The 20,116-nt window shown below is 55.0% G+C and carries 19 protein-coding genes and 1 riboswitch; of the genes, 13 read left to right on the top strand and 6 right to left on the bottom strand.

Annotated features, from left to right (window positions below):
* Positions 1 to 124: 124 nt before the first annotated feature.
* Positions 125 to 1,690 (top strand): degradosome RNA helicase CshA, encoded by a 1,566-nt coding sequence (gene cshA, locus FD38_RS03665; protein ID WP_057731236.1) that lies wholly within the window; start codon positions 125 to 127, stop codon positions 1,688 to 1,690.
* 264 nt (positions 1,691 to 1,954) lie between these two features.
* Positions 1,955 to 2,551: a hypothetical protein gene (locus FD38_RS03660; protein ID WP_057731234.1), complete on the top strand. Its 597-nt coding sequence runs from the start codon at positions 1,955 to 1,957 to the stop codon at positions 2,549 to 2,551.
* A gap of 129 nt (positions 2,552 to 2,680) precedes the next feature.
* Here the strand turns inward: FD38_RS03660 and dapF are convergent, their stop codons facing one another.
* On the bottom strand, positions 2,681 to 3,682 hold the full coding sequence (dapF, locus tag FD38_RS03655) for a diaminopimelate epimerase (RefSeq protein WP_057731231.1): 1,002 nt from the start codon (positions 3,680 to 3,682) through the stop codon (positions 2,681 to 2,683).
* Entirely contained in the window at positions 3,679 to 5,055 is a 1,377-nt protein-coding gene (locus FD38_RS03650) for an aspartate kinase (protein WP_057731228.1), read from the bottom strand. Before FD38_RS03650 ends, dapF begins: the two co-directional genes overlap by 4 nt.
* 175 nt (positions 5,056 to 5,230) lie before the next feature.
* Positions 5,231 to 5,415: riboswitch (Lysine riboswitch) on the top strand.
* A gap of 105 nt (positions 5,416 to 5,520) precedes the next feature.
* Between FD38_RS03650 and lysA the strand changes: the two genes are divergently transcribed.
* From lysA to FD38_RS03615, 7 genes are all read left to right on the top strand, one after another.
* The gene (lysA, locus tag FD38_RS03645) at positions 5,521 to 6,822 is read left to right on the top strand and encodes a diaminopimelate decarboxylase (RefSeq protein ID WP_057731225.1); all 1,302 of its coding nucleotides are present in this window, start codon (positions 5,521 to 5,523) and stop codon (positions 6,820 to 6,822) included.
* Between the two features lie 15 nt (positions 6,823 to 6,837).
* Positions 6,838 to 7,542, top strand: a complete 705-nt coding sequence (dapD, locus tag FD38_RS03640; protein WP_057731223.1) for a 2,3,4,5-tetrahydropyridine-2,6-dicarboxylate N-acetyltransferase — start codon at positions 6,838 to 6,840, stop codon at positions 7,540 to 7,542.
* Positions 7,539 to 8,687 (top strand): N-acetyldiaminopimelate deacetylase, encoded by a 1,149-nt coding sequence (locus FD38_RS03635; protein WP_057731221.1) that lies wholly within the window; start codon positions 7,539 to 7,541, stop codon positions 8,685 to 8,687. The genes dapD and FD38_RS03635 overlap by 4 nt, the downstream gene beginning before the upstream one ends.
* Positions 8,688 to 8,699: 12 nt before the next feature.
* Complete coding sequence (gene dapA / locus FD38_RS03630; RefSeq protein WP_057731218.1) at positions 8,700 to 9,590, top strand: 4-hydroxy-tetrahydrodipicolinate synthase; 891 nt, start codon at positions 8,700 to 8,702, stop codon at positions 9,588 to 9,590.
* Positions 9,587 to 10,363: a 4-hydroxy-tetrahydrodipicolinate reductase gene (gene dapB / locus FD38_RS03625; RefSeq protein WP_057731215.1), complete on the top strand. Its 777-nt coding sequence runs from the start codon at positions 9,587 to 9,589 to the stop codon at positions 10,361 to 10,363. The genes dapA and dapB overlap by 4 nt, the downstream gene beginning before the upstream one ends.
* A gap of 182 nt (positions 10,364 to 10,545) precedes the next feature.
* Entirely contained in the window at positions 10,546 to 11,742 is a 1,197-nt protein-coding gene (locus FD38_RS03620) for an aminotransferase class I/II-fold pyridoxal phosphate-dependent enzyme (protein ID WP_057731211.1), read from the top strand.
* 39 nt (positions 11,743 to 11,781) lie between these two features.
* Entirely contained in the window at positions 11,782 to 12,834 is a 1,053-nt protein-coding gene (locus FD38_RS03615; RefSeq protein ID WP_057731208.1) for an aspartate-semialdehyde dehydrogenase, read from the top strand.
* A 207-nt stretch (positions 12,835 to 13,041) separates the two neighbouring features.
* On the opposite strand, the gene FD38_RS03610 is transcribed toward FD38_RS03615, so the two are convergent.
* Positions 13,042 to 13,758: a gamma-glutamyl-gamma-aminobutyrate hydrolase family protein gene (locus FD38_RS03610; protein WP_057731207.1), complete on the bottom strand. Its 717-nt coding sequence runs from the start codon at positions 13,756 to 13,758 to the stop codon at positions 13,042 to 13,044.
* Between the two features lie 286 nt (positions 13,759 to 14,044).
* Here FD38_RS03610 and acpS point away from each other — a divergent pair, with 286 nt between their 5' ends.
* The 4 genes from acpS to FD38_RS03590 all read left to right on the top strand — a co-directional run bounded on the left by acpS (position 14,045) and on the right by FD38_RS03590 (position 16,287).
* Positions 14,045 to 14,407 carry a holo-ACP synthase gene (gene acpS / locus FD38_RS03605; protein ID WP_057731205.1) on the top strand — a complete coding sequence of 121 codons (363 nt, stop codon included), beginning with the start codon at positions 14,045 to 14,047 and terminating at the stop codon, positions 14,405 to 14,407.
* Positions 14,407 to 15,534, top strand: coding sequence for an alanine racemase (gene alr, locus FD38_RS03600; protein ID WP_057731204.1), 1,128 nt, complete (start codon positions 14,407 to 14,409; stop codon positions 15,532 to 15,534). The genes acpS and alr overlap by 1 nt, the downstream gene beginning before the upstream one ends.
* 82 nt (positions 15,535 to 15,616) lie before the next feature.
* On the top strand, positions 15,617 to 15,844 hold the full coding sequence (locus FD38_RS03595; protein ID WP_057731202.1) for a hypothetical protein: 228 nt from the start codon (positions 15,617 to 15,619) through the stop codon (positions 15,842 to 15,844).
* Between the two features lie 26 nt (positions 15,845 to 15,870).
* Complete coding sequence (locus FD38_RS03590) at positions 15,871 to 16,287, top strand: type II toxin-antitoxin system PemK/MazF family toxin (protein WP_057731200.1); 417 nt, start codon at positions 15,871 to 15,873, stop codon at positions 16,285 to 16,287.
* A gap of 80 nt (positions 16,288 to 16,367) precedes the next feature.
* On the opposite strand, the gene cbpA is transcribed toward FD38_RS03590, so the two are convergent.
* The 3 genes from cbpA to FD38_RS03575 all read right to left on the bottom strand — a co-directional run bounded on the left by cbpA (position 16,368) and on the right by FD38_RS03575 (position 20,110).
* Complete coding sequence (gene cbpA, locus FD38_RS03585) at positions 16,368 to 17,009, bottom strand: cyclic di-AMP binding protein CbpA (protein ID WP_057731199.1); 642 nt, start codon at positions 17,007 to 17,009, stop codon at positions 16,368 to 16,370.
* A 223-nt stretch (positions 17,010 to 17,232) separates the two neighbouring features.
* Entirely contained in the window at positions 17,233 to 18,621 is a 1,389-nt protein-coding gene (locus FD38_RS03580) for a L,D-transpeptidase family protein (protein WP_057731197.1), read from the bottom strand.
* Positions 18,622 to 19,144: 523 nt separating this feature from the next.
* Complete coding sequence (locus FD38_RS03575; protein WP_057731196.1) at positions 19,145 to 20,110, bottom strand: L-lactate dehydrogenase; 966 nt, start codon at positions 20,108 to 20,110, stop codon at positions 19,145 to 19,147.
* Positions 20,111 to 20,116: the final 6 nt, after the last annotated feature.

Raw genomic sequence — 20,116 nt, 5'->3', positions numbered from 1 at the left:
GTAAAATTTAAGAATCGAACTTACTCCGCTCTAGCCAATTGTTAGCCGCCTCACGGGAAACGGATTTTTTCCAAGACGAACAAGGCACTAGGGTGACGTACTCATTATTAGGAGGAAATTATACTTGAAGTTTAAAGAACTGGGTCTTTCCGAGGACCTACTGAGAGCTGTTACTGAAGCAGGTTACGAAGAAGCGACCCCAATTCAAGCCGAAACCATCCCGATGGTCTTGGCTGGCCAAGATGTGATTGGCCAGGCCCAAACCGGGACTGGTAAGACGGCGGCCTTCGCACTCCCCATTCTGGAAAAGATTGATAAAAACAATCCGAACGTTCAGGCCTTAGTGGTTTCCCCAACGCGGGAACTGGCCATCCAGACCCAAGAAGAAATCTATAAGTTAGGCCGTAACGAACGGGCCAACGTCCAAGTGGTTTACGGTGGGGCGGATATCCGGCGTCAAATCAAGAGCTTAAAGAACCACCCCCAAGTCGTCGTTGGGACGCCCGGTCGGTTATTAGACCACATCCGGCGGCGGACCTTGAAGCTGGACCACGTTCAAATGTTGGTGTTAGATGAAGCCGACGAAATGCTGAACATGGGCTTCTTGGACGACATTGAAGACATTATCAAGCAATTACCAGAAGAACGGCAAACCATGCTGTTCTCCGCCACTATGCCACCCGAAATCAAGCGGGTCGGTGTGCAATTCATGCAAGACCCGAAGCACGTGAAGATCAAGGCCAAGGAATTGACTACGGATCTGATCGACCAATACTACGTGCGTTCCCGGGACTTTGAAAAGTTTGACATCATGACGCGGTTCTTCGACGTGCAAGACCCAGACTTGACCATCGTCTTCACGCGGACTAAGCGCCGGGTCGACGAAATCTCCAACGGGTTACAAGCCCGCGGGTATAACGCCGCCGGAATTCACGGGGACTTGACGCAAAAGCGCCGGACCCAAATCATGAACGAATTCCGTCACGGGAAGTTGGATATCCTGGTCGCAACCGACGTGGCTGCCCGGGGGATCGATATCAACGACGTGACCCACGTGTACAACTACGATATTCCGCAAGATCCAGATAGTTACGTTCACCGGGTCGGCCGGACGGGCCGTGCCGGGAAGCACGGGGTCTCCATGACCTTCGTGACGCCAAACGAAATGGGTTACTTACGCGAAATCGAAAAGTTGACCAAAGTGCGGATGCTGCCTCTGAAGCCACCTTCGGCCGAAGAAGCCTTTGTCGGTCAATTGGGCGTGGCTAAGGAAGCCGTTTCTGATCTGATCAACAAGACGGATACCGAAAAGTACGCGGACGCAGCGAAGAGCTTACTGGACGAGTACGATGCTGAAGACTTAGCGGCGGCGTTATTAAACGCAGTCACTAAGGATGACAACAGCCAGGTACCCGTTAAGATTACGCCGGAACGGCCACTGCCTAAGCGCGGTGGCAAGCGTCACGGTAGCGGTGGTGGTTATCACCGTGGTGGCGGTTACCATCGTGGTGGTAACGGCGGTCACCGTGGCGGTGGCGAACATCGGCACTACGACCGTAACCGGCGGGGCGGTAACGACCGCAACGACCGGAATGATCGGAACCGGGGCGGTAATCGCGACCGGCGCAGCAATGGTGGTCGGCGTTCCGAAGGGGCCAAGCACGGCTTCACGATTCGGAAAAAAGACTAGTTTCATTTAAAAGAGAATGATTAGGGAATCCCGCATTGGCGTTAGGCCGATGCGGGATTTTTTTAGCAGTTGACTGGAACGGGACGGGCTCGGAGTTGAGACCATATAAGCTGGTTTTCTAAGGGGGAATAATAGCCATGATAAAAATGACCCACAAAAACATGTTTATTTAAAAAAGTTATCCCGTTTAGCAGGTGACGCCATAATGTGTCGTGGCACTATGCTACACTTGGCACATTACTTACAAAAAGGGGAATTATCAGCATGAAGAACAGTTTGATTAAGAAAATTGCCGTGAGCGGTGCCGTGGTCATCGGCATGTTCGCCTTTGGTGGCGGCACGTCAGCCAGTGCTAGTGCGGTTACGCCCAATGTCGGGGGCCATTTTGCTTCGCGCACCGTCACCTATCATATCAACTCGTCATCCAAGCATTGGCAAAAGGTTTGGAAAAAGGCCATACATAAGTTCGACCACAATGGTACTATTAAATTAAAAGCCACTTCAAAGAAAAAGGCCAAAATGACGCTGACCACTGTCGCAAAATTTAAAGGTAAGTATGCGACTGCGGATTGGGATTTTTTGCGGAATAAAGATGATGGAACACACGTCTTTAAGCATGTAAGGCTACGGTTGAATCGAAAAGTCTGCGGCAAACAAGCTTTTTATCCCAACGATAATATGGTAGTTGATGGTCAAACCATGGAGACCGTAAATGCAGCAGAAGCGATTGCGGTCGGATTAGGTCTTGACAACTCCACTACTATTAAGAGGAGTTTGGTGAATGAGACTGGTTGGTGGAATGGAAATTTAACGAAAGCCGATAAGTTAGGCTTGGCGAAGGCCTACGCGAACGTGAAGTAGTCAAGCATCAACTATAGCAGATCGAAAGGGTTGCCGAAGTGGGCAACCCCTTTTTTGCGACGGTCAACGTTCTACGCCCAAGCAAAAAACTCACCCAACGGTAAGTTGGGTGAGTCGAAGGTCATAATTTTAATTTTCAGACGACGCAGCGTGGTCGTTGGCCGCTTGGACGAAGGCCTGGTAGGCGGCCTCCTCGTCGGTCGGTCGACTCGTCAGGTGCGTCAAGTTGACGTGGTGTAAATCGGCTTCGGGGAGGTCGAGCTTAGCGGTAAACGTCGCGTTGCCAATCAGGTGGAGTTGGCTGGTTGCCGCCGTAGCGCCTAACACCACGCGGACCTGAACTAAGCCGCCCGGATTCCGGACCGTAATCGGGTGAGCCGGATCGAACTGGTCAGCAAATTGACGGGCGAAGGCCAGACTGGTGGCCGACATTCCCGTCCCGCAGGCGTTGGTGAAGCCCACGCCGCGTTCGTAGGTCTGCACGAAGAGCTGGTTGGGCCCTTCAATGACCGCGAAGCTTACGTTGACGCCCTCCGTAAAGTAGGGATTAGTTGCGTTTAAGCCCTGACCGAGTTGGCCGAGGTCGGCCTGATTGATCTGGTCGACGAAGCTGATCAAATGCGGGTTGGGCACGGCGATGGCCGTAAAGCGCTGTTCCGGGAGAAACTCGGGCACGAGTTGGTTATCGAGCACGGGTTGGTCGTGGTAGTGTAGTGGCAGGTCGGCTGCGGCCATGGAAATCGGCGCAATTTGCACGCTGTAGGCCGGAACTTTGGGCGCCAAGGCCGGAGCCTGTTCGACGGCCAAATCCATGAACGGGGTGGCGATTTTAAACTTGGTTTGTTGGAACTTCTCGGCTAAGTAGCGCGTCACGGTCCGAAGCCCGTTACCGCACATCTTGGCTTCACTCCCATCGGCGTTGATGATGCGCATTTCGCCCAGACAGTCGGGGTGGGTGGTGGTGTTGACTACCAGCACGCCGTCCGCACCGTCGAGCACGTGGTGGGCGGGGTTACAGATTTGAATGGCCAGCTGACTTAACTCACCGTCGTTCAACGGTTGGTCGAGTTGGGTCTGGTCCAGGATGAAGAATTGGTTTTCGGAGCCGTGGGCTTTGGTTAGGGTGCTCATTGATTAGTCACCTCGCTAGGTTGAAAGAAGGTCTGATAGATGCGACGCACCGCGTTATCGGCGTCCTTGGATTGAACGCCGAGCATGATGGAGATCCGTGAGGCCCCCTGGTTGATCATGTGGATTGCGATGTTGTGTTCGGTCAACGAATCGATGACCTTGCCGATGGTGCCGATGTTGTGGGCGATGCCTTCGCCGACCACCATAATGATGGCGTAATCGTCGATCCATTCCAGATAATCAGGAGCCAACGTTTGGCGGACATCGTTGCACAGGGCCTTGATGGTGGCACTGTCCAATTTGGACCGGTCGAAGATGATGGTCAGGTCGTCGATCCCGGACGGCATGTGTTCGTAGGAAATATTATAGCGCCGGAAAATCTCGAGCAGTTTCAGGGTAAACCCGACTTCCTTGTTGAGCAGGTAACGGTGGAGGTACAGGGCCGAGAACCGGTTCGAACTGGCGATCCCCGTGATAGGTGAGGCCGGGTTGAACACGAACTGGGACGGCACGATTAACGTCCCGGGCGCGCTGGGATTATTGGTGTTTTTGACGTTGACCGGGACCTGCCCCTGCACGGCGGGAATGATGGCTTCATCCTGGAAGACGGAGAAACCGGCGTAGGACAGTTCCCGCATTTCCCGGTAGGACATCTTCTGGATGACGGCGGGGTGGTCGACCACGTGATTGTTCGCCGCGTAGATGGCGTCGACGTCGGTGAAGTTTTCGTAGAGGTCGGCGCTTAACCCTCGGCTCAGAATGGCGCCGGTGATGTCGGACCCGCCGCGCGCAAACGTATAAATGTCACCGTCCGGCGTGTAGCCGAAGAAGCCCGGAAAGACCAGGCGGGTATCCTGCGGTTGCAGCTGGGCCAGGTTGGCGTAGGTAGCGGGCAAGACGTCGGCGTCGTTGGGTTGGCCGGTGACCAGGATGCCGGCGGTGCGGGGATCCATGAACTTAGCCGGAATCCCCTGTTGATTCAAGACGGCCGCCAATAGGATCGCGTTGAGCAACTCGCCGTGGGCCTTGAAGGCCGCCATTAAATGGTCGTCGTCGCTGAACGTGGTGGTGGCTAACGCGGTCAACTTTTGTTGGATCAGCGTTAACGTGGTGGCGGGGAGTTCGAAGTAGTCACTGATTTCTTGGTACCGGTCACTGATTGCCGTCACGGTTGGCTGGTAATCACTTCCCTGTTGGACCTGGGTCGCGTATTGGATTAACAGGTCGGTGACCTTGATGTCTCCAGCAAACCGTTTACCGGGAGCGGAGGTCACCACGACCCGCCGATCCGGATCGGCCTTAATGATATTAATAACCTTATTAACCTGTTGGCCGGTGGCTAATGAACTCCCACCAAACTTAACGACTTTCACATTCATCACCTCAAAGAATTAAAAAAGACTCATCTATTTTTAATGACGACTTTATCAGTTTTTGGGATTAAATCAAGCGCAGAATTTTAAATTTGATTCGTAAAGTTAGAAAACATTTGGAAAAACGATGAGACCCCTTGACGAATTATGAGAACTGTTATAATCTAAAACACAATTGAATGATAGAGGTTGCAACCAACATGAGTATCTCCGCGAGTTCCTGTATGAACGCCGACCGGGGAGAAAGGGGCGGTTGCCGAAGCGCTAGGTCATACAGGGCCTAGTGAGCTGGGACGGGTCACCAAGAGGATCCGAACTGTCGTAGCAAAAAATAGTCGGCTACGGGGCGCTTACGACGATAAAAGATACAGACTCTGATCAGATCTGGGATCTCTTTGTTTACGTGAGCAAACAAAGAGATCCCTTTTTTCGTTCCCGGGCTAAGGTGAAAGGTAGGAGCAGCAGATGAAGAATCCAGACTTAACCGCGAGTGCCGCGGGACATTTAATGATTGGCGGGGTGGACACCGTCGAGTTGGCCCACCAATTTGGGACGCCACTGGTGGTCTACGACGTGGCGGCGATTCGCCAACAGATTCAAGCCTTTCGAGATAGTTTAGTGGCTAACGGGCTACGGTACCAAATCAGTTATGCCAGCAAGGCCTTCGCCACGGTAGCGATGTACCAACTGGTCAACCAAACGGGGATCCACACGGACGTGGTGTCCGGCGGGGAACTCTACACGGCCTTGCAGGCGGGGTTACCGGCCAGCCGGATTAGCTTCCACGGGAACAACAAGTCCCGCGCCGAGCTGGAAATGGCGGTCGATCACCATATCGGGGTCATCATCCTAGATAACTTTTATGAGATTCAACTCTTACACGAGATTTTATTGGAAAAGAACACGAACGCCGATGTGATGTTGCGGTTGACGCCGGGCATCTCGGCCCACACCCACAAGTATATCCAGACCGGGCAGGTCGACAGTAAGTTCGGGTTCGACGTCGATTCCGGGCAGGCCGACCAAGCCGTGCAAGCGGTCTTGAACATTGAACAGATGCACCTGATTGGCATTCACGCCCACATCGGGTCCCAGATTTTTGGCCCCGAAGGCTTCGAGATGTTGGTCAACAAGCTGGTGGACATTTCCGCCGACTGGCGGGCGAAGTTCCATTACGTGCCCCAGATCTTGAACCTGGGCGGGGGCTTTGGGATTCGTTACACCCAAGACGACCACCCGTTAGGCCCCGAAACGTTTATCGATGACATCGCAAACGCCCTCAAGAAGCGGGTCGCACAACGCCAACTCGACTTGCCGGAAGTGTGGATCGAACCCGGGCGGTCGATCGTCGGCCCGGCCGGCTACAACCTGTACACCGTGGGGTCGCGGAAGGATATTCCGGAACTGACCCCGTACGTGGCGGTCGATGGGGGGATGGGCGACAACATCCGGCCGGCCCTCTATCAAGCCAAATACGAAGCGGTTTGTGCCAATCACCTGAACGCGCCAACGATCGAACCCGTGCATTTGGCGGGCAAGTACTGTGAATCCGGCGACATCCTGATCGACCAGGCTAAATTACCCGCCGTGGTGCCGGGAGACCTGGTGGCGGTTCTAGCGACCGGGGCTTACGGGTACTCGATGGCCTCGAATTATAACCGTAATCCGCGACCGGCCGTCGTTTTCGTTGAAAATGGCCAGGCCAAGTGCGTGGTCCAACGCGAAAGTTACGCCGATTTGACACGGTTGGATCAACCGTACCTATAGATAGGAGAGAATGAGATGCAAAAGTTAAGTGCTGAAGAAATTATTGCCTACATTGGTAACGCCCAGAAGGTCACGCCGGTCAAGGTCACAGTGAAGGGTCACTTCACGACCGCCGATATTCCGGCAGACGTGCAGAGCTTCCTGACGGCGGACTTCGCCATTCTCTACGGCGATTACCGAGCCATTGCCCCACTACTCGCCGACCGGGATGCCACCGATTACCATCTAGAAGTGACCGCGCAGAACTCCGCGGTCCCGTTACTCCCAATCGAACACGTCAACGCCCGCATCGAACCGGGTGCCATCATTCGCGACCAGGTCACGATTGGCGATAACGCGGTGGTCATGATGGGGGCCGTGATCAACATCGGGGCCGAAATCGGGGCGGGGACCATGATCGACATGGGGGCCGTCTTGGGCGGCCGGGCTACGGTCGGTGAGAATTCCCACATCGGGGCAAACGCCGTGCTTGCCGGCGTGGTCGAACCCGCTTCCGCTAAGCCGGTCACCATCGGCAACAACGTCACGGTGGGTGCCAACGCGGTGGTCCTGGAAGGCGTCGAAGTCGGCGATAACGCCGTGGTCGGGGCCGGCGCCGTGGTCACCAAGGACGTGGCGCCTAACGCCGTCGTTGCCGGGGTACCCGCGCGGATCTTAAAGGTCAAGGACCAACAGACCGTCGACAAGACCCACATCGAACAGGATCTGCGGCGCCTATGAGTTTAACGGCAGACCAACTCATCCAGATTCGCCGCCACCTCCACCAGATCCCGGAGCTGGCGCTACACGAGACTAAAACGCACGCCTATTTAAAGGAAGTTATTGCGGGCTTGCCGCAGACCTACCTGACCGTTCACGAGGATTCGCGGTTACCCACGGCTTTACTGGTGCGGGTCGCCGGTAGTCGGCCGCAACGGACCATCGGTTACCGGACCGACATCGACGCCTTACCGGTCAGTGAGCCGGCCGACCACGCGGTGCGTTCCCACCATCCCGGCGTGATGCACGCCTGCGGTCACGACATTCACATGAGTGTGGCGCTGGGTATCCTGAGTTACTTTGCGGACCATCAGCCGGTAGATAACCTGGTCTTTTTCTTCCAACCCGCCGAAGAAAGCGAAAGCGGGGGTAAACAGGCCTATGATTTGGGGCTCTTGACCGGCGAGTACCAGGTCGACGAATTTTACGGGCTGCACGACAACCCCGACCTGCCTACCGGGACGATTGGGTGTCGCAACGGCACGTTGTTTGCCGGAACCACGGAGGTCAACCTGACCGTTCACGGTAAGAGTGGCCACGCGGCCTTTCCCCACGAGGCGACCGATGCCGTGGTGATTGCCGCCGCGTTGATCCTCCAGTTACAGACCATCATCTCGCGGGACATCGACCCCACGCGCTGTGGTGTGATTACGTTTGGTAAGGTCACAGCCGGTACGATTCGGAACGTGATCGCCGGGGAGGCCCGGTTGGAAGGCACGATTCGCGGACTGACCCAGGAGATGCTGTTGCGCATCCGGCAACGGGTCCAGGAGGTCGCCAACGGGGTGGCCGCCAGTTACAACGCGACCATCGACGTCGACTTCAATCAGGGCGGGTATTACCCCGTCGAAAACAATCCGGAATTGACCCAACGCTTCATCGACTATATGCAACACGCACCGCAAGTGGCCTTTCAGGAGACGCGACCGGCCATGACGGGCGAGGATTTCGGCTACCTGCTCGCGCAGATTCCGGGGACCATGTTCTGGTTGGGCGTGGACAGTCCCGGCGCGCTTCACGCCGCCAACTTTGTACCGCACGAAGCGGCCATCATGGCGGGCGTGACGGCCATGACCGGATTTTTAGAATATCGTATGCAAGCTTAAAAAGGAGTGGACATGGTGAAAACAGCAGATTTAATCACGGCGATCATCACACCGTTTAACGCTGACGCAACGGCCATCAATTACGAGGCCCTAGAACACCTGACCAACCGGTTATTGGCCACGGGGACTAACGGGTTCGTTATTGGGGGGACTACGGGAGAGACCCCTACGTTGACCGAAGCGGAGAAACTCGAACTTTACACCCGGTTCGCTAAAATCGTGGCCGGTCGGGCCATGATCATTGCGGGTTGTGGGAGTAACAACACCCAGGCGACCATCGACTTTACCCAAAAGGTCGCCCAGATTCCGGGTATCGACTACGCCTTGGAAGTCGTACCGTACTATAACAAACCCAATCAACGGGGGATGATTGCCCACTTTAAGGCCATCGCGGCTACGGCGGGGCTTCCCATCATCATTTACAACATTCCCGGTCGGACCGGCGTCACCATGACCAAGGAAACCGTGGTGGAACTGGCCCAGGTCGCCAACGTGGCGGGCATCAAGCAGTGTGGCTCGCTGAGTGATTTGGAATATATCGTCGAACACGCGCCGCAGGACTTTCTGGTGTACACCGGCGAGGACGCCCAGGCCTTGTTTGCCAAGGTGATTGGGGCGACCGGAGTGGTTTCCGTGGCTTCCCACCTTTACGGTGACCAGATGGCCGCGATGTACCACAGTCTAGCGACCGGCAACGTTCAGCACGCTGGCGCGCTACAGCGGCAATTGACGCCTAAGATGGCGGCCCTGTTCATGTACCCGTCCCCATCTCCGGTCAAGGCCGTCTTAAACGACCGGGGCTACCAGGTCGGCGGCTGTCGGTTGCCGATTCAGGCGTTGACGGCGGACGAAAAGGCCCAGCTGTACCGGGCGTTAGGTGACGAAGAGGAGGTTCAGGAATGATTTCAGCGATTGTGTCCGGCTTTACCGGCGCCATGGGGCAAAAGGTCCTGGCCATGATTCAAGCGGATGCGCAACTCCAACTGGTCGGGGTCTATAACCCGTCCGTGACGGATTTGACGCCCGCCACGTACGACCTGGCTCCGACCGTACAGGTCTTTAACCAGCTCGATCAAATCACGATTGGCGCCGACGTGTGGCTCGATTTCAGCACGCCTAGCGGAGCGTTTGCCAACACTCAGTTCGCCATTGAGCACGGGATTCGCCCGGTCATCGGGACCAGCGGGATGAGCGAGGCTCAGATCGCCGAGCTGCAACAATTAGCCAATCAACGGCACGTGGGCGGGATCATCGCTGCTAACTTTGGTGTTTCGGCCGTCTTAATGATGAAGTTCGCCCAGCTGGCCGCCAAATACTTCGACCACGCCGAGGTGGTGGAATACCACCACGACGATAAGCGCGACGCCCCATCCGGGACCGCGTTGAACACGGCGAAGTTGATCTACGATGCTCAGGGTCACGACGAACCAGGGAACCCCAGAGAACAAGACCCGTTGGGTGCCCGCGGCGGTGATTACCACGGTATCAAGATCCACGCGATTCGCTTACCCGGTTTCGTGGCTGACGAGGAGGCCATCTTTGGCGGCCCCGGCGAAACGCTGACCATCAAGCAAAGTACTACCGACCGGGCCTCGTTCATGACCGGCGTGCGGTTGGCTTTAGACGCGGTCATGACGCGTGACGAGCTGATCGTGGGGTTGGAACAGTTGATTTAAGGTCAGCAGGTCTGGCGCTGCTCCGGCAGAAAAATGAACAATTTGTGAAAACGCAGACAAGTGAACGGTTTCAGGGTATGCTAGTAACATGCTGGTTAGCTTTATCGTTTTGGGTCAGTGAGCCCGACAATAACCAACACCGAACCACACCAGCTAAAATTTAATGAATGAGGTGAGGGCGCATGCCCCAATTAGATGCAAACGTCAAGGATATCGTGAACCAAACCGTAGCTCCCATCGGGATTTCCCCGATTCGGTACTTCGCCCAGAAATTCGCGAAGATTCCTGATTTAATCAAGTTAACGTTAGGCGAACCCGACTTTAACGTGCCCGAACACGTTAAGCAGGCCGCCATTGAGAGCATTCAAGCTAATAAGTCCCATTACGCGCCACAAAAGGGGATCTTACCCCTGCGGCGGGCCATCAGTGATTACCTGGACGACCGGTTCGGCGTCCACTACGACCCCGAAAGTGAAGTCGTGGTCACGGTCGGGGCCACGGAAGCCATCTTCGCGGCGTTCGGTGCCATTTTAAACCCCGGTGACAAGGTCCTGATCCCCACGCCAACGTTTTCGTTATACATGGCGGTGGTCAAGCTCTTCGGGGCGATTCCGGTGGAAATCGACACCACGGCCGACGGGTTCCAGTTGACCGGGAAACATTTACAGGCCGTGATCGACCGTGAAGGGGCCGAGAACATCAAGGCACTGGTCTTGAACTTCCCGGGCAACCCCACGGGCTTCGAATACACCCGACCACAGCTAGAAGAGATTGCGAACGTGGTCCGCGACCAGTCCATGTACGTGATGACCGACGAAATTTACGCTGAATTGACGTACGGTCAGCCGCACGTTTCGATGGCCGAACTCCTGCCGGGCAAGAGCATCCTGGTCAACGGGTTATCCAAGTCCCACGCCATGACCGGCTACCGGGTGGGGTATTTCGTGGGCCCAGCCGACTTTATCGCTAACGCCACCAAGGTCCACGGGTTTGCCGTGACCAGCGTGTCGAATCCGGCCCAGTACGCGGCGCTAGCGGCATTGACCACTGGTCGGGATGACGCTAAACCCATGCGCGAAGCTTACCAACAACGACGCGACTTTGTGGTGGCCAAGCTTAACGACTTGGGGTATCAAACCTTAAAACCCGCCGGGGCCTTCTACACCTTCTCGAAAATTCCAGCCGAATTTCAGTTGAGTTCGGTTGAATTTGCCGAGAAGTTGGCCGAAGAGGGCAAGGTGGGTGTGACGCCGGGGAACTGTTTCGGCGAGAGCGGCGAAGGCTATTTCCGGATTTCCTACGCGGCATCAATGAGTGACATTCAAACGGCCATGGAACGTTTGGCCGTCTTTACGGAGAAGTTAACACAACACGCTTAAAGCAAGTGAAGCGCGGCAATGAGAAAGGGTGACAGTTTTATGAGTGAAGGGTATACAGTGGCAATTTTAGGCGCGACGGGTGCCGTGGGAACGCGGATGATTCAACAGTTAGCCGCTTCAACGATTCCGGTCGCCAAGTTAAAGTTATTGGCCTCCCAACGGTCGGCGGGCAAGACGCTGACGTTTAAGGGTCAGCCGGTAACGGTGGAAGAAGCCAAGCCGGAGTCGTTTGACGGGGTCGACATCGTGTTAGCCTCGGCGGGCGGTAGCGTGTCCAAGAAGTTTCTGCCCGAAGCCGTCAAGCGCGGCGCCGTCTGTGTCGACAACACCAGTGCCTTTCGGATGGAACCGGACGTGCCGTTGGTGGTCCCCGAAGTCAACGAAAACGTGTTACCGCGGCATCACGGCATCATCGCCAACCCGAACTGTTCGACCATCATGATGATGGTGGCCCTAGAACCGATTCGGCAGGCCGTGGGGCTCAAGCAGATCATCGTGTCGACCTACCAGGCGGCTTCCGGCGCCGGCCAATCCGCGTTGAACGAACTGTACAGCGAAGCGCAGGATTACCTGGATCACAAGGATATGCAAGCGGAGATCTTCCCGACCAAGGGGGAACCCAAGCACTACCCGTTAGCCTTTAACTTATTGCCGCAAATCGACGTGTTGGAAGATAATTACTACTCGCACGAAGAGTGGAAGATGATTCACGAAACCAAGAAGATCATGTTAGACGACATGGACGCGCCCGACATCAAGGTCACGGCGACCTGCGTGCGGGTCCCCGTCCCAATCAGTCACGGGGAATCCATCTGGATCGATACCGGTGATCCAGACGCCACGGTCGACGAACTGCGCGCGGCCATCGAGGCGGCGCCCGGGGTGGTCTTACAAGACGACCCGGCCCATCAAGTTTACCCGCAGCCCATCAACGCGACGGGCAAGCGCGAGACCTTCGTGGGGCGGATTCGCGCCGACCTGGAAAATCCGGGGGCGTTCAACCTCTGGGCGGTCTCCGATAACCTGTTAAAAGGCGCGGCCTGGAACACGGTCCAAATCGCGGAACGCTTGGTCGCCCAAAAGTTAGTCTAGGGATGACCTTAAAGTGAAGAGAGTTTGACCGGTGTGTGTGGGCAAAACGGGCACCGGTGACCCAAACGAAACGGTAGAAAAGGGCTACCCGGTTGGCGTGTGATCGCCGAACTGGGTATTCCTCATTAAATAAATTTAGACCAGACTAATAGGGGACCCTCGCAAGTTGCGAAGGTCCCCTATTAGTGATGCCAGATTATTTAAAGACTATTTCAACCGGTCCACGAAAGCTTGGAACAGGGCCCGTTGCCGCGGGTCTTCCGCCCACATGTTTTCCGGGTGCCACTGGACGCCCTGTACGTTGACGTTGGGCGTTTCGATGCCTTCGATCACGCCGTCGTTGGCGCGAGCCACCACCCGCACGCCCGGCGCCGGGGTCTTGATGGCCTGATGGTGCCGCGAATTAACGAAGGGGTGCGCACCCACCGCCCGTTGGAGGGCCGAGGGACTCACCGTCACGTGATGGGTCGGTAGGTTCCCCGGCGCGTGCTGGTGGTGTTGAATCCGGTAGTCGCTGGGGTACTGGGTGGCGAGGTCCTGGTAGAGCGTCCCGCCTAAGGCCACGTTGATGATTTGCATTCCCCGGCAGATGCCTAAGATGGGGATGTGCTGCGCCACGGCGTGTTGGGCCAGGGCAACTTCGAACAGGTCACGGGGCCGGTAGGTGAGGCCTAACGCCGGGACCGGGTCCTCGCCGAACAGCGTCGGGTCGATGTCCGGGCCGCCGGTGAAGATGATGCCGTCTAGTCGACTGAGCAGACCGTCCACTTGGTCCGCCGGTAAGTGGGGCAGACTAACGGGAATCCCGCCGGTCGCCAGGACCGCGTTGACCGCATCGCGGGGAACGAAGTCGGCGTGGTTTTCGTTGATGACGGACGAGGGGGTGAAGAAGACGTCCGCCGTGATACCGATAAGTTTATGCATTCAAGCCAACTCCCTTATGCTTGGGTTATAGTATAGGGCTAATTCTAGCGGAAGCCCCCGGATTGTCAACTGGGGGTTGCCCCGCTAAGCGCCTAGGGTCGGCAAGGAATCAAACCGAAAAATGGCGGGGATACGTGAAAAGTTTTCACGTTAATGTGGCCGCTCAGCACCTTAGCCACGGGATTCCTAGCGATTTGGTAACATTTTAGGCTAACCAGTTAAACGGCCCACCCATCAATCCGCTGCTGTGTTAAAATATGGCTTAGACGTTTTAGGGGGCGATACCATGATTTACGGCACCGGCATTGATATTACGGATTTAGCGCGGGTCAAGGAAGTGGTGACCAAGTATCCCAATTTCTTAACGCGGGTCTTAACACCCGGCGAGCTAGCCGATTATCAGCAATTGAGTGGTCAGCGTGCCATCGAGTATCTGGGGGGCCGCTGGTCGGTCAAGGAGTCCTATGGGAAGGCTCTGGGGACCGGAATCGGGCGCGACTTCGGGTTTCAAGACCTCGAGGTGCGCGATAACGCCGCGGGCCGTCCCGTCGTCAAGTTTCACCCGTTTGGGGGCATGGCTCACGTGTCGATTTCCCACACCGCGAGCGTGGTCATGACACAGGTTATTCTAGAAAGAGGGCAATCCTAATGGCAGTAGGGGAACATCGGCCAACGCGCTTGGTGATTGATCGCCAAGCCCTACGGCACAACATTCAAACAGAAGTTAAACGCTTAAAGTCAGATTGTGAACTGTTCATGGTGGTCAAGGCGAACGGTTACGGCCACGGTGCCGCGCAGGTCGCGCAAGCCGCCAAGGATGCGGGGGCCACGGGATTTTGTGTGGCCATTTTAGACGAGGCCCTGGAATTACGGGCCGCCGGGTTTGACGAACCAATTCTGGTCTTAGGAGTCACCCGGCCGGAAGATGCCGTTTTAATGGCCCAGGCCCGGGTCTCGACCGTAGTCGCGGATCTGAAGTGGCTCCAAGAAGCCAGTCGTTACCTGGAACTCACGCACCATAATCGGCCACTCAACGTCCACCTGGGCTTAGATACCGGGATGGGGCGCATCGGGTTTCGGACTACCGACGACTTAAAAGCGGCGCTGAACTTTCTGGGCGTCAAGGTCGACGACTTTAACTTTGAAGGGATCTTTACCCACTTCTCCACGGCCGACGATCCGGACGACACGTACTTCAAACAACAGGTCGCGAAGTGGCAAGAATTAACGGCGGTCTTACCGTTCCGGCCCCGGTACGTACATGTGTCGAATTCCGCGACCAGTCTGTGGCACGCGGCCTGCAACGACAACATGGTCCGGTTTGGCGTCGCCGGTTATGGCCTGAACCCGTCTGGCACGGCCATTCCGGAAACGCCTTACCCGTTACGCCCCGCAATGCAGTTAGTCAGCGAGCTGGTGTACACCAAGCGGTTACACGCGGGAGAATCCGTGAGTTACGGCGCGACCTACACGGCGCAGACTGATGAATGGATCGGCACGGTTCCGATTGGTTACGCGGACGGCTACGAACGCCGGTTACAGGGCTTTCACGTGCTGGTCGGCGGTCAATTCTGTGAAATCGTCGGGCGGGTCTGCATGGACCAACTGATGATTCGGTTACCGCAAAACTACGTGCGGGGCACCAAGGTAACCCTGGTCGGCGCCAATGGCGGGCAGCAAATTACGTTACAGGACGTGGCGGACTACTGTGGCACGATTCATTACGAAATCGCGTGTGGCTTCACCAGTCGCTTGCCCCGGCACTATCTCAATTAATTTATATGGATTGTCGTTTCAAGGGTAACTGATTCGTGGTAAACTGTATGAGAAGAGTCGATTAACCACTAGGAGGGTTACCATGATCCGTTCTCAGCAAGCAGTTCACCCCAAGTTTCGGGTTCAGATCTCTCGGAATGTTCGGCAACAGGCGTTAGTGCCCCTACCGGCGGCGGATGCGCAGCAGTTGGCCTTGATTATTGGTTACCAGGCAATGGCGTTGATTAATCGTGATTTGACGCGGGCTTTTACGCCCTGCGAGGAAGAAGCGGAGCGCCGGTTGACTCAATTTCGCATGACGCAACATTAATACAATAAGATAGGGGATGGCGGCCCATGGCCCGTGTTGAAGTTAAACGCGGTGACGTATTCTTCGCCGATCTATCACCGGTCGTTGGTTCGGAACAGGGTGGCATGCGCCCCGTGTTGATTATTCAAAACAACGTGGGGAACCACTACAGTCCGACCGTAATCGTGGCGGCAATCACCGCCCGGATTGAGAAACCGAAAATGCCGACGCACGTCGGCATTTCGGCGGACAATACCGGCATTGAGCGGGATTCCGTCATTTTGCTTGAACAAATCCGGACGATTGATAAGCAACGATTAAAAGATCAGGTGACACATTTAGATGTTAAGACCATGGCCGCGGTTGACGCGGCACTGGCCACCAGCATCGGTCTGGCGGATCGGTCCCGGAAGAAACGACCAACTAAAAAAGTACATAGTAATCGACAAACGCGCGTGCAGTGATGCTGCGCGTTTTTTGGCGTGTTGGTGGCTCAAAAAACGGGCGGTTCCCTCGGGGGAGCCGCCCGTTTTCACGGAAATGTTTAATTTTCGTGGCGTAAATCTTCAATTTCGGGCACGTGGAATTCCTTGCGTTCCAGTGCGTGGACAATCCGGTCGAGCTTTTCTTCGTCGACTTCGGCAGGCAGGGTGAACATGGTCCGGTGAACCAGTTCGCCTTCCTGGGCGTCCAAACTGATCACGCTGGCAATCGAGGTGTACTTGGTGATGACCTTTGCCATGCCGGCTAGGTCGCCGCGTTCGCCCGCCGAAACAACGGTCAAGACGTAACTACCGATGTTCACGTTCCAGGATTGGGACAGCATGTCCATCAACCGGGTGTGGGTCAGAATGCCGTAAAAGGCGTTCTTGTCGTCTAACACCGCGATGTAAGGTAAGTCCTTAATCGAGAAGAAGACGTTGAAGAAAGCAGCGTTGACGGAAATAAATTTAGTGGCATTTTTCAACAGGGACGTCACTGGTAACTGCATATCGCCGCCCCGTGATTTGTGGCGGTAAATGTGCATCTTGTAGATGTTTCCCCGGAAGATTTGCCCCGTTTCATCTAGAATCGGCACACAACGGTACCCGGAATCTTCAAGGACTTTTAAGGCCTGTTCCAGGGTAATATCCTCGCGAACCGTCACTAAGCGTTCCTTCGGTTTCACTAGGGATTTAAGCAACATAGCAGATGACCTCCTAAAATTAGAAAACTTCTCATAATCTTTTCTAATGATACCATATTCGGCGATTATTAGGTAGTTTATTTTTAATAAAGGTGGTAAATGCAACCTTAAGTTTTGGCGGTCGTTTTCCCGCTTGGTCAACCAATCCGCGGCCCGTGGCGGCCCCAAAAAACGGCCAATCGCAGAAGCGCGACGGACCGTTTTTTGAGAAAATGATTAAATTTTAAAAGACAATGACGGGCGTGCCGACCTTGACGTTCGCGTAAACTGAGGCGATTTGAGAAGGTGGCGTGTTGACACAACCGTGGGAACCGTGTTTCTTGTACCAGGTGCCCCCGTACTGTGGTTGCCACGAGGAGTCGTGAATCCCAACACCGGTATCGTCGATTGGCATCCAGTACTTGACCTTCGACGCGTAGCTGGAACCGTTGTCGTTTTGGCCCCGTAACGTGGTATTCCGTTGCTTACTCCAGATGACCCAAACACCGGTCGGGGTGTGGTGGGCCGTAGTTGGTAAGCCGGTGACCACGTCGGTCGAAACGACGACCTTACCGTTCTTGTAGACCCACATATGCTGGTTGGTCTTATCGACTTCCACGTAGGAGTTGCCGATATCCGTTCCGTTACTGTGGTACCCGGAACCCTGAATGACGGGCGTGCGACTCATGCCCTTGCCCGCCAAGACTAACTTACTGAGCGCCGGCGTTTCTTTTTTAACGTTGATGCTCCACCCGTACAGGCCGGCCTTGACCTTGACCGTGCCCCGCTTCGTGGACTTGAACGTCCGGGTCTTGTTGATGGTGCCATACTGATGACTGAGCTTGGTCAGGTATTGCTTGATGGCCGTTTGGTTGGTGGTCAGTTGGCCATTCTTCAGGGTCAACCAATTACCCAGCGTCTTCGCGGACAGGGTGATCTTATGGTTACTCAATTTATAAACGTAGGTTTGTTTGGTGATGGCTTCGGCCTTGGCTTTGGCCGTCTTGAAACTAGCACTGGTCGTGGTGACCTGGGGTTTGATGTAGTCCCGGTCGACGTTGACCGTGGTGTGGCCCTGTTCGATGGCCGCGGTAATCGAGCTGGCGACCTTGGCGGTATCCAACTGATTTCCGTTGGTCTCCTTGGTGACCTGGAACTGGTCGTCTTGGTAAGTGAACGAGGCGTCCTTGGAGGCCGTCCGCGTCCGGTTGGCTTTGGTGGTGATTTGCTTAGCCAGCGCTAAAATACTTTGGTGGTTCTCGTTGCTGGCGTTGAGCTTGATACTGTCCGCCGTGGCCGTCGTCACGTGGGTCGGCCAACTCCAAGCGTTTTGCTTGTTGATCAGTTGTTGGAGGGCCTTGGTCGACGTTACCTTGAGGTCGGCCTGCTGCGTATTAAACGACGCGACCGTCTTTTTGCCGTCCTTTAAGGTCAGTTGCTGATCTTGCATGGCGGCCTTTAACTTGGTCGCGGCTTGTTTGGCCGTGCTCCCGCCGACGTTGACGCCAGCAATTTGGGTATCTTTAAAGAAGACGTTGGCTGACGAATAGTGGAGTGCTTGTCCGACGTAGATTGCACCGACCGCCACGCAGGCGGTGACGATGCCGATAACGACTGCTTTTCGCTTTTTCATTAAGTTCGGGTCAGCTGCTCCGGTCGTTTAACCTTCGCAGAGCAACCCGGTTCACCTCCTGGATTAAATAGTGTGAAGCCCCTTGTGAACGTAAGTTCGTTTCCGATGACAAAATTAATGAGATCAGTGCACCCAAGGGTCTAAATAGGTAAGTTAACGAGCTGACGCGTCACCACCGGACCGATCAGCCAATCCCCTGATCAATCAGCCCGACGACCAATTAAGGTCTTGCGCGACAACTCGTTCAATCACCGATATCATATCATCAGGTTACTTCAAATAGCCTTAAAAGACAATGGAAAAGCAATTTTTGAGAGGGGTTTCATCGTTGACGTTACAGGGAAATTACCGGTTTTTAAAAACTTTAACGGCCTGAATTGTTGGGGGACACTTTCCCCTAATGAGGGCGTTACCCCCGAGAGTTCTGGGCACCGCCAGAACGGCTAAAAATTGGAACCAAGACAAATCGTGACACAAAAAAGGCCATCCCGCGGGATGACCTTTTTACCGTAATCTGAAGTGATTACTTGTTTAAGTTAGCTAAACCGTCAGCCGTAACCTTCTTTAAGGTTTCAGCAGACTTGGCCATTAAGTCCTTTTCCTTAGCGGAAAGTGGTAATTCAACCACGCCAGCTAAACCACTGGCATTGACAATGGCTGGCGTCCCGATAAAGATATCGTTCAAGCCATATTCACCGTTCAGAGCAGCCCCGATAGGCAATACGGCGTTTTCGTCGCGTAAAATTGCCCGCGTGATCCGCATTAAGCAGGTCGCAACACCATAGAAGGTTGCACCCTTACGGTTGATGATTTCGTAAGCTTTGTTCCGCGTGTCGTCTTCGATCTTGGCTAAGTCGTCGTCGGAGATGCCCTTTTCCTTAGCAATCGTCTTCAAAGGCTTGCCGGCAACTGAAGCTTCGTCGAAAGCGGCGAATTCGGAGTCACCGTGTTCACCCATGATGTAGGCGTTCACGTCGCGAGGGTCGACGTCGATCTTCTTAGCCAACGCAACCCGTAACCGAGCCGTGTCCAAAGAAGTCCCGGAACCAATAACCTTTTCCTTTGGGAAGCCAGAGAACTTCCAAGTAGCGTAGGTCAAGATGTCTACTGGGTTAGCAGCAACGACGAAGATACCATCGAAACCGGAGTCGACGATTGGCTTAACGATGGAAGACAAGATCTTCAAGTTCTTGTTAACCAAGTCCAAACGCGTTTCGCCTGGCTTTTGTGGGGCACCAGCGGTGATGACAACCACGTCAGCATCCTTGGCGTCGGAGTAGTCACCGGAGTAGACTTTCTTAGGTGCCGTGAAGACTTGAGCATCTTCAAGGTCTAAGGCGTCTCCTTCAGTGCGTTCCTTAATAACATCCACAATTACGAATTCTTCGGCAATACCTTGGTTCATCATTGAGTAGGCGTAAGACGAGCCAACGGCACCGTCACCGACTAAAACAACTTTTTGATGATTCTTAGTAGTCAAATTCTTCATCTCCTA

This window comes from Levilactobacillus zymae DSM 19395, from assembly GCF_001434115.1.
Lineage (GTDB): Bacteria > Bacillota > Bacilli > Lactobacillales > Lactobacillaceae > Levilactobacillus > Levilactobacillus zymae.
The sequence above is the reverse complement of the archived record's forward strand: the minus strand, read 5'-3'. Positions and strand labels throughout refer to the sequence as shown.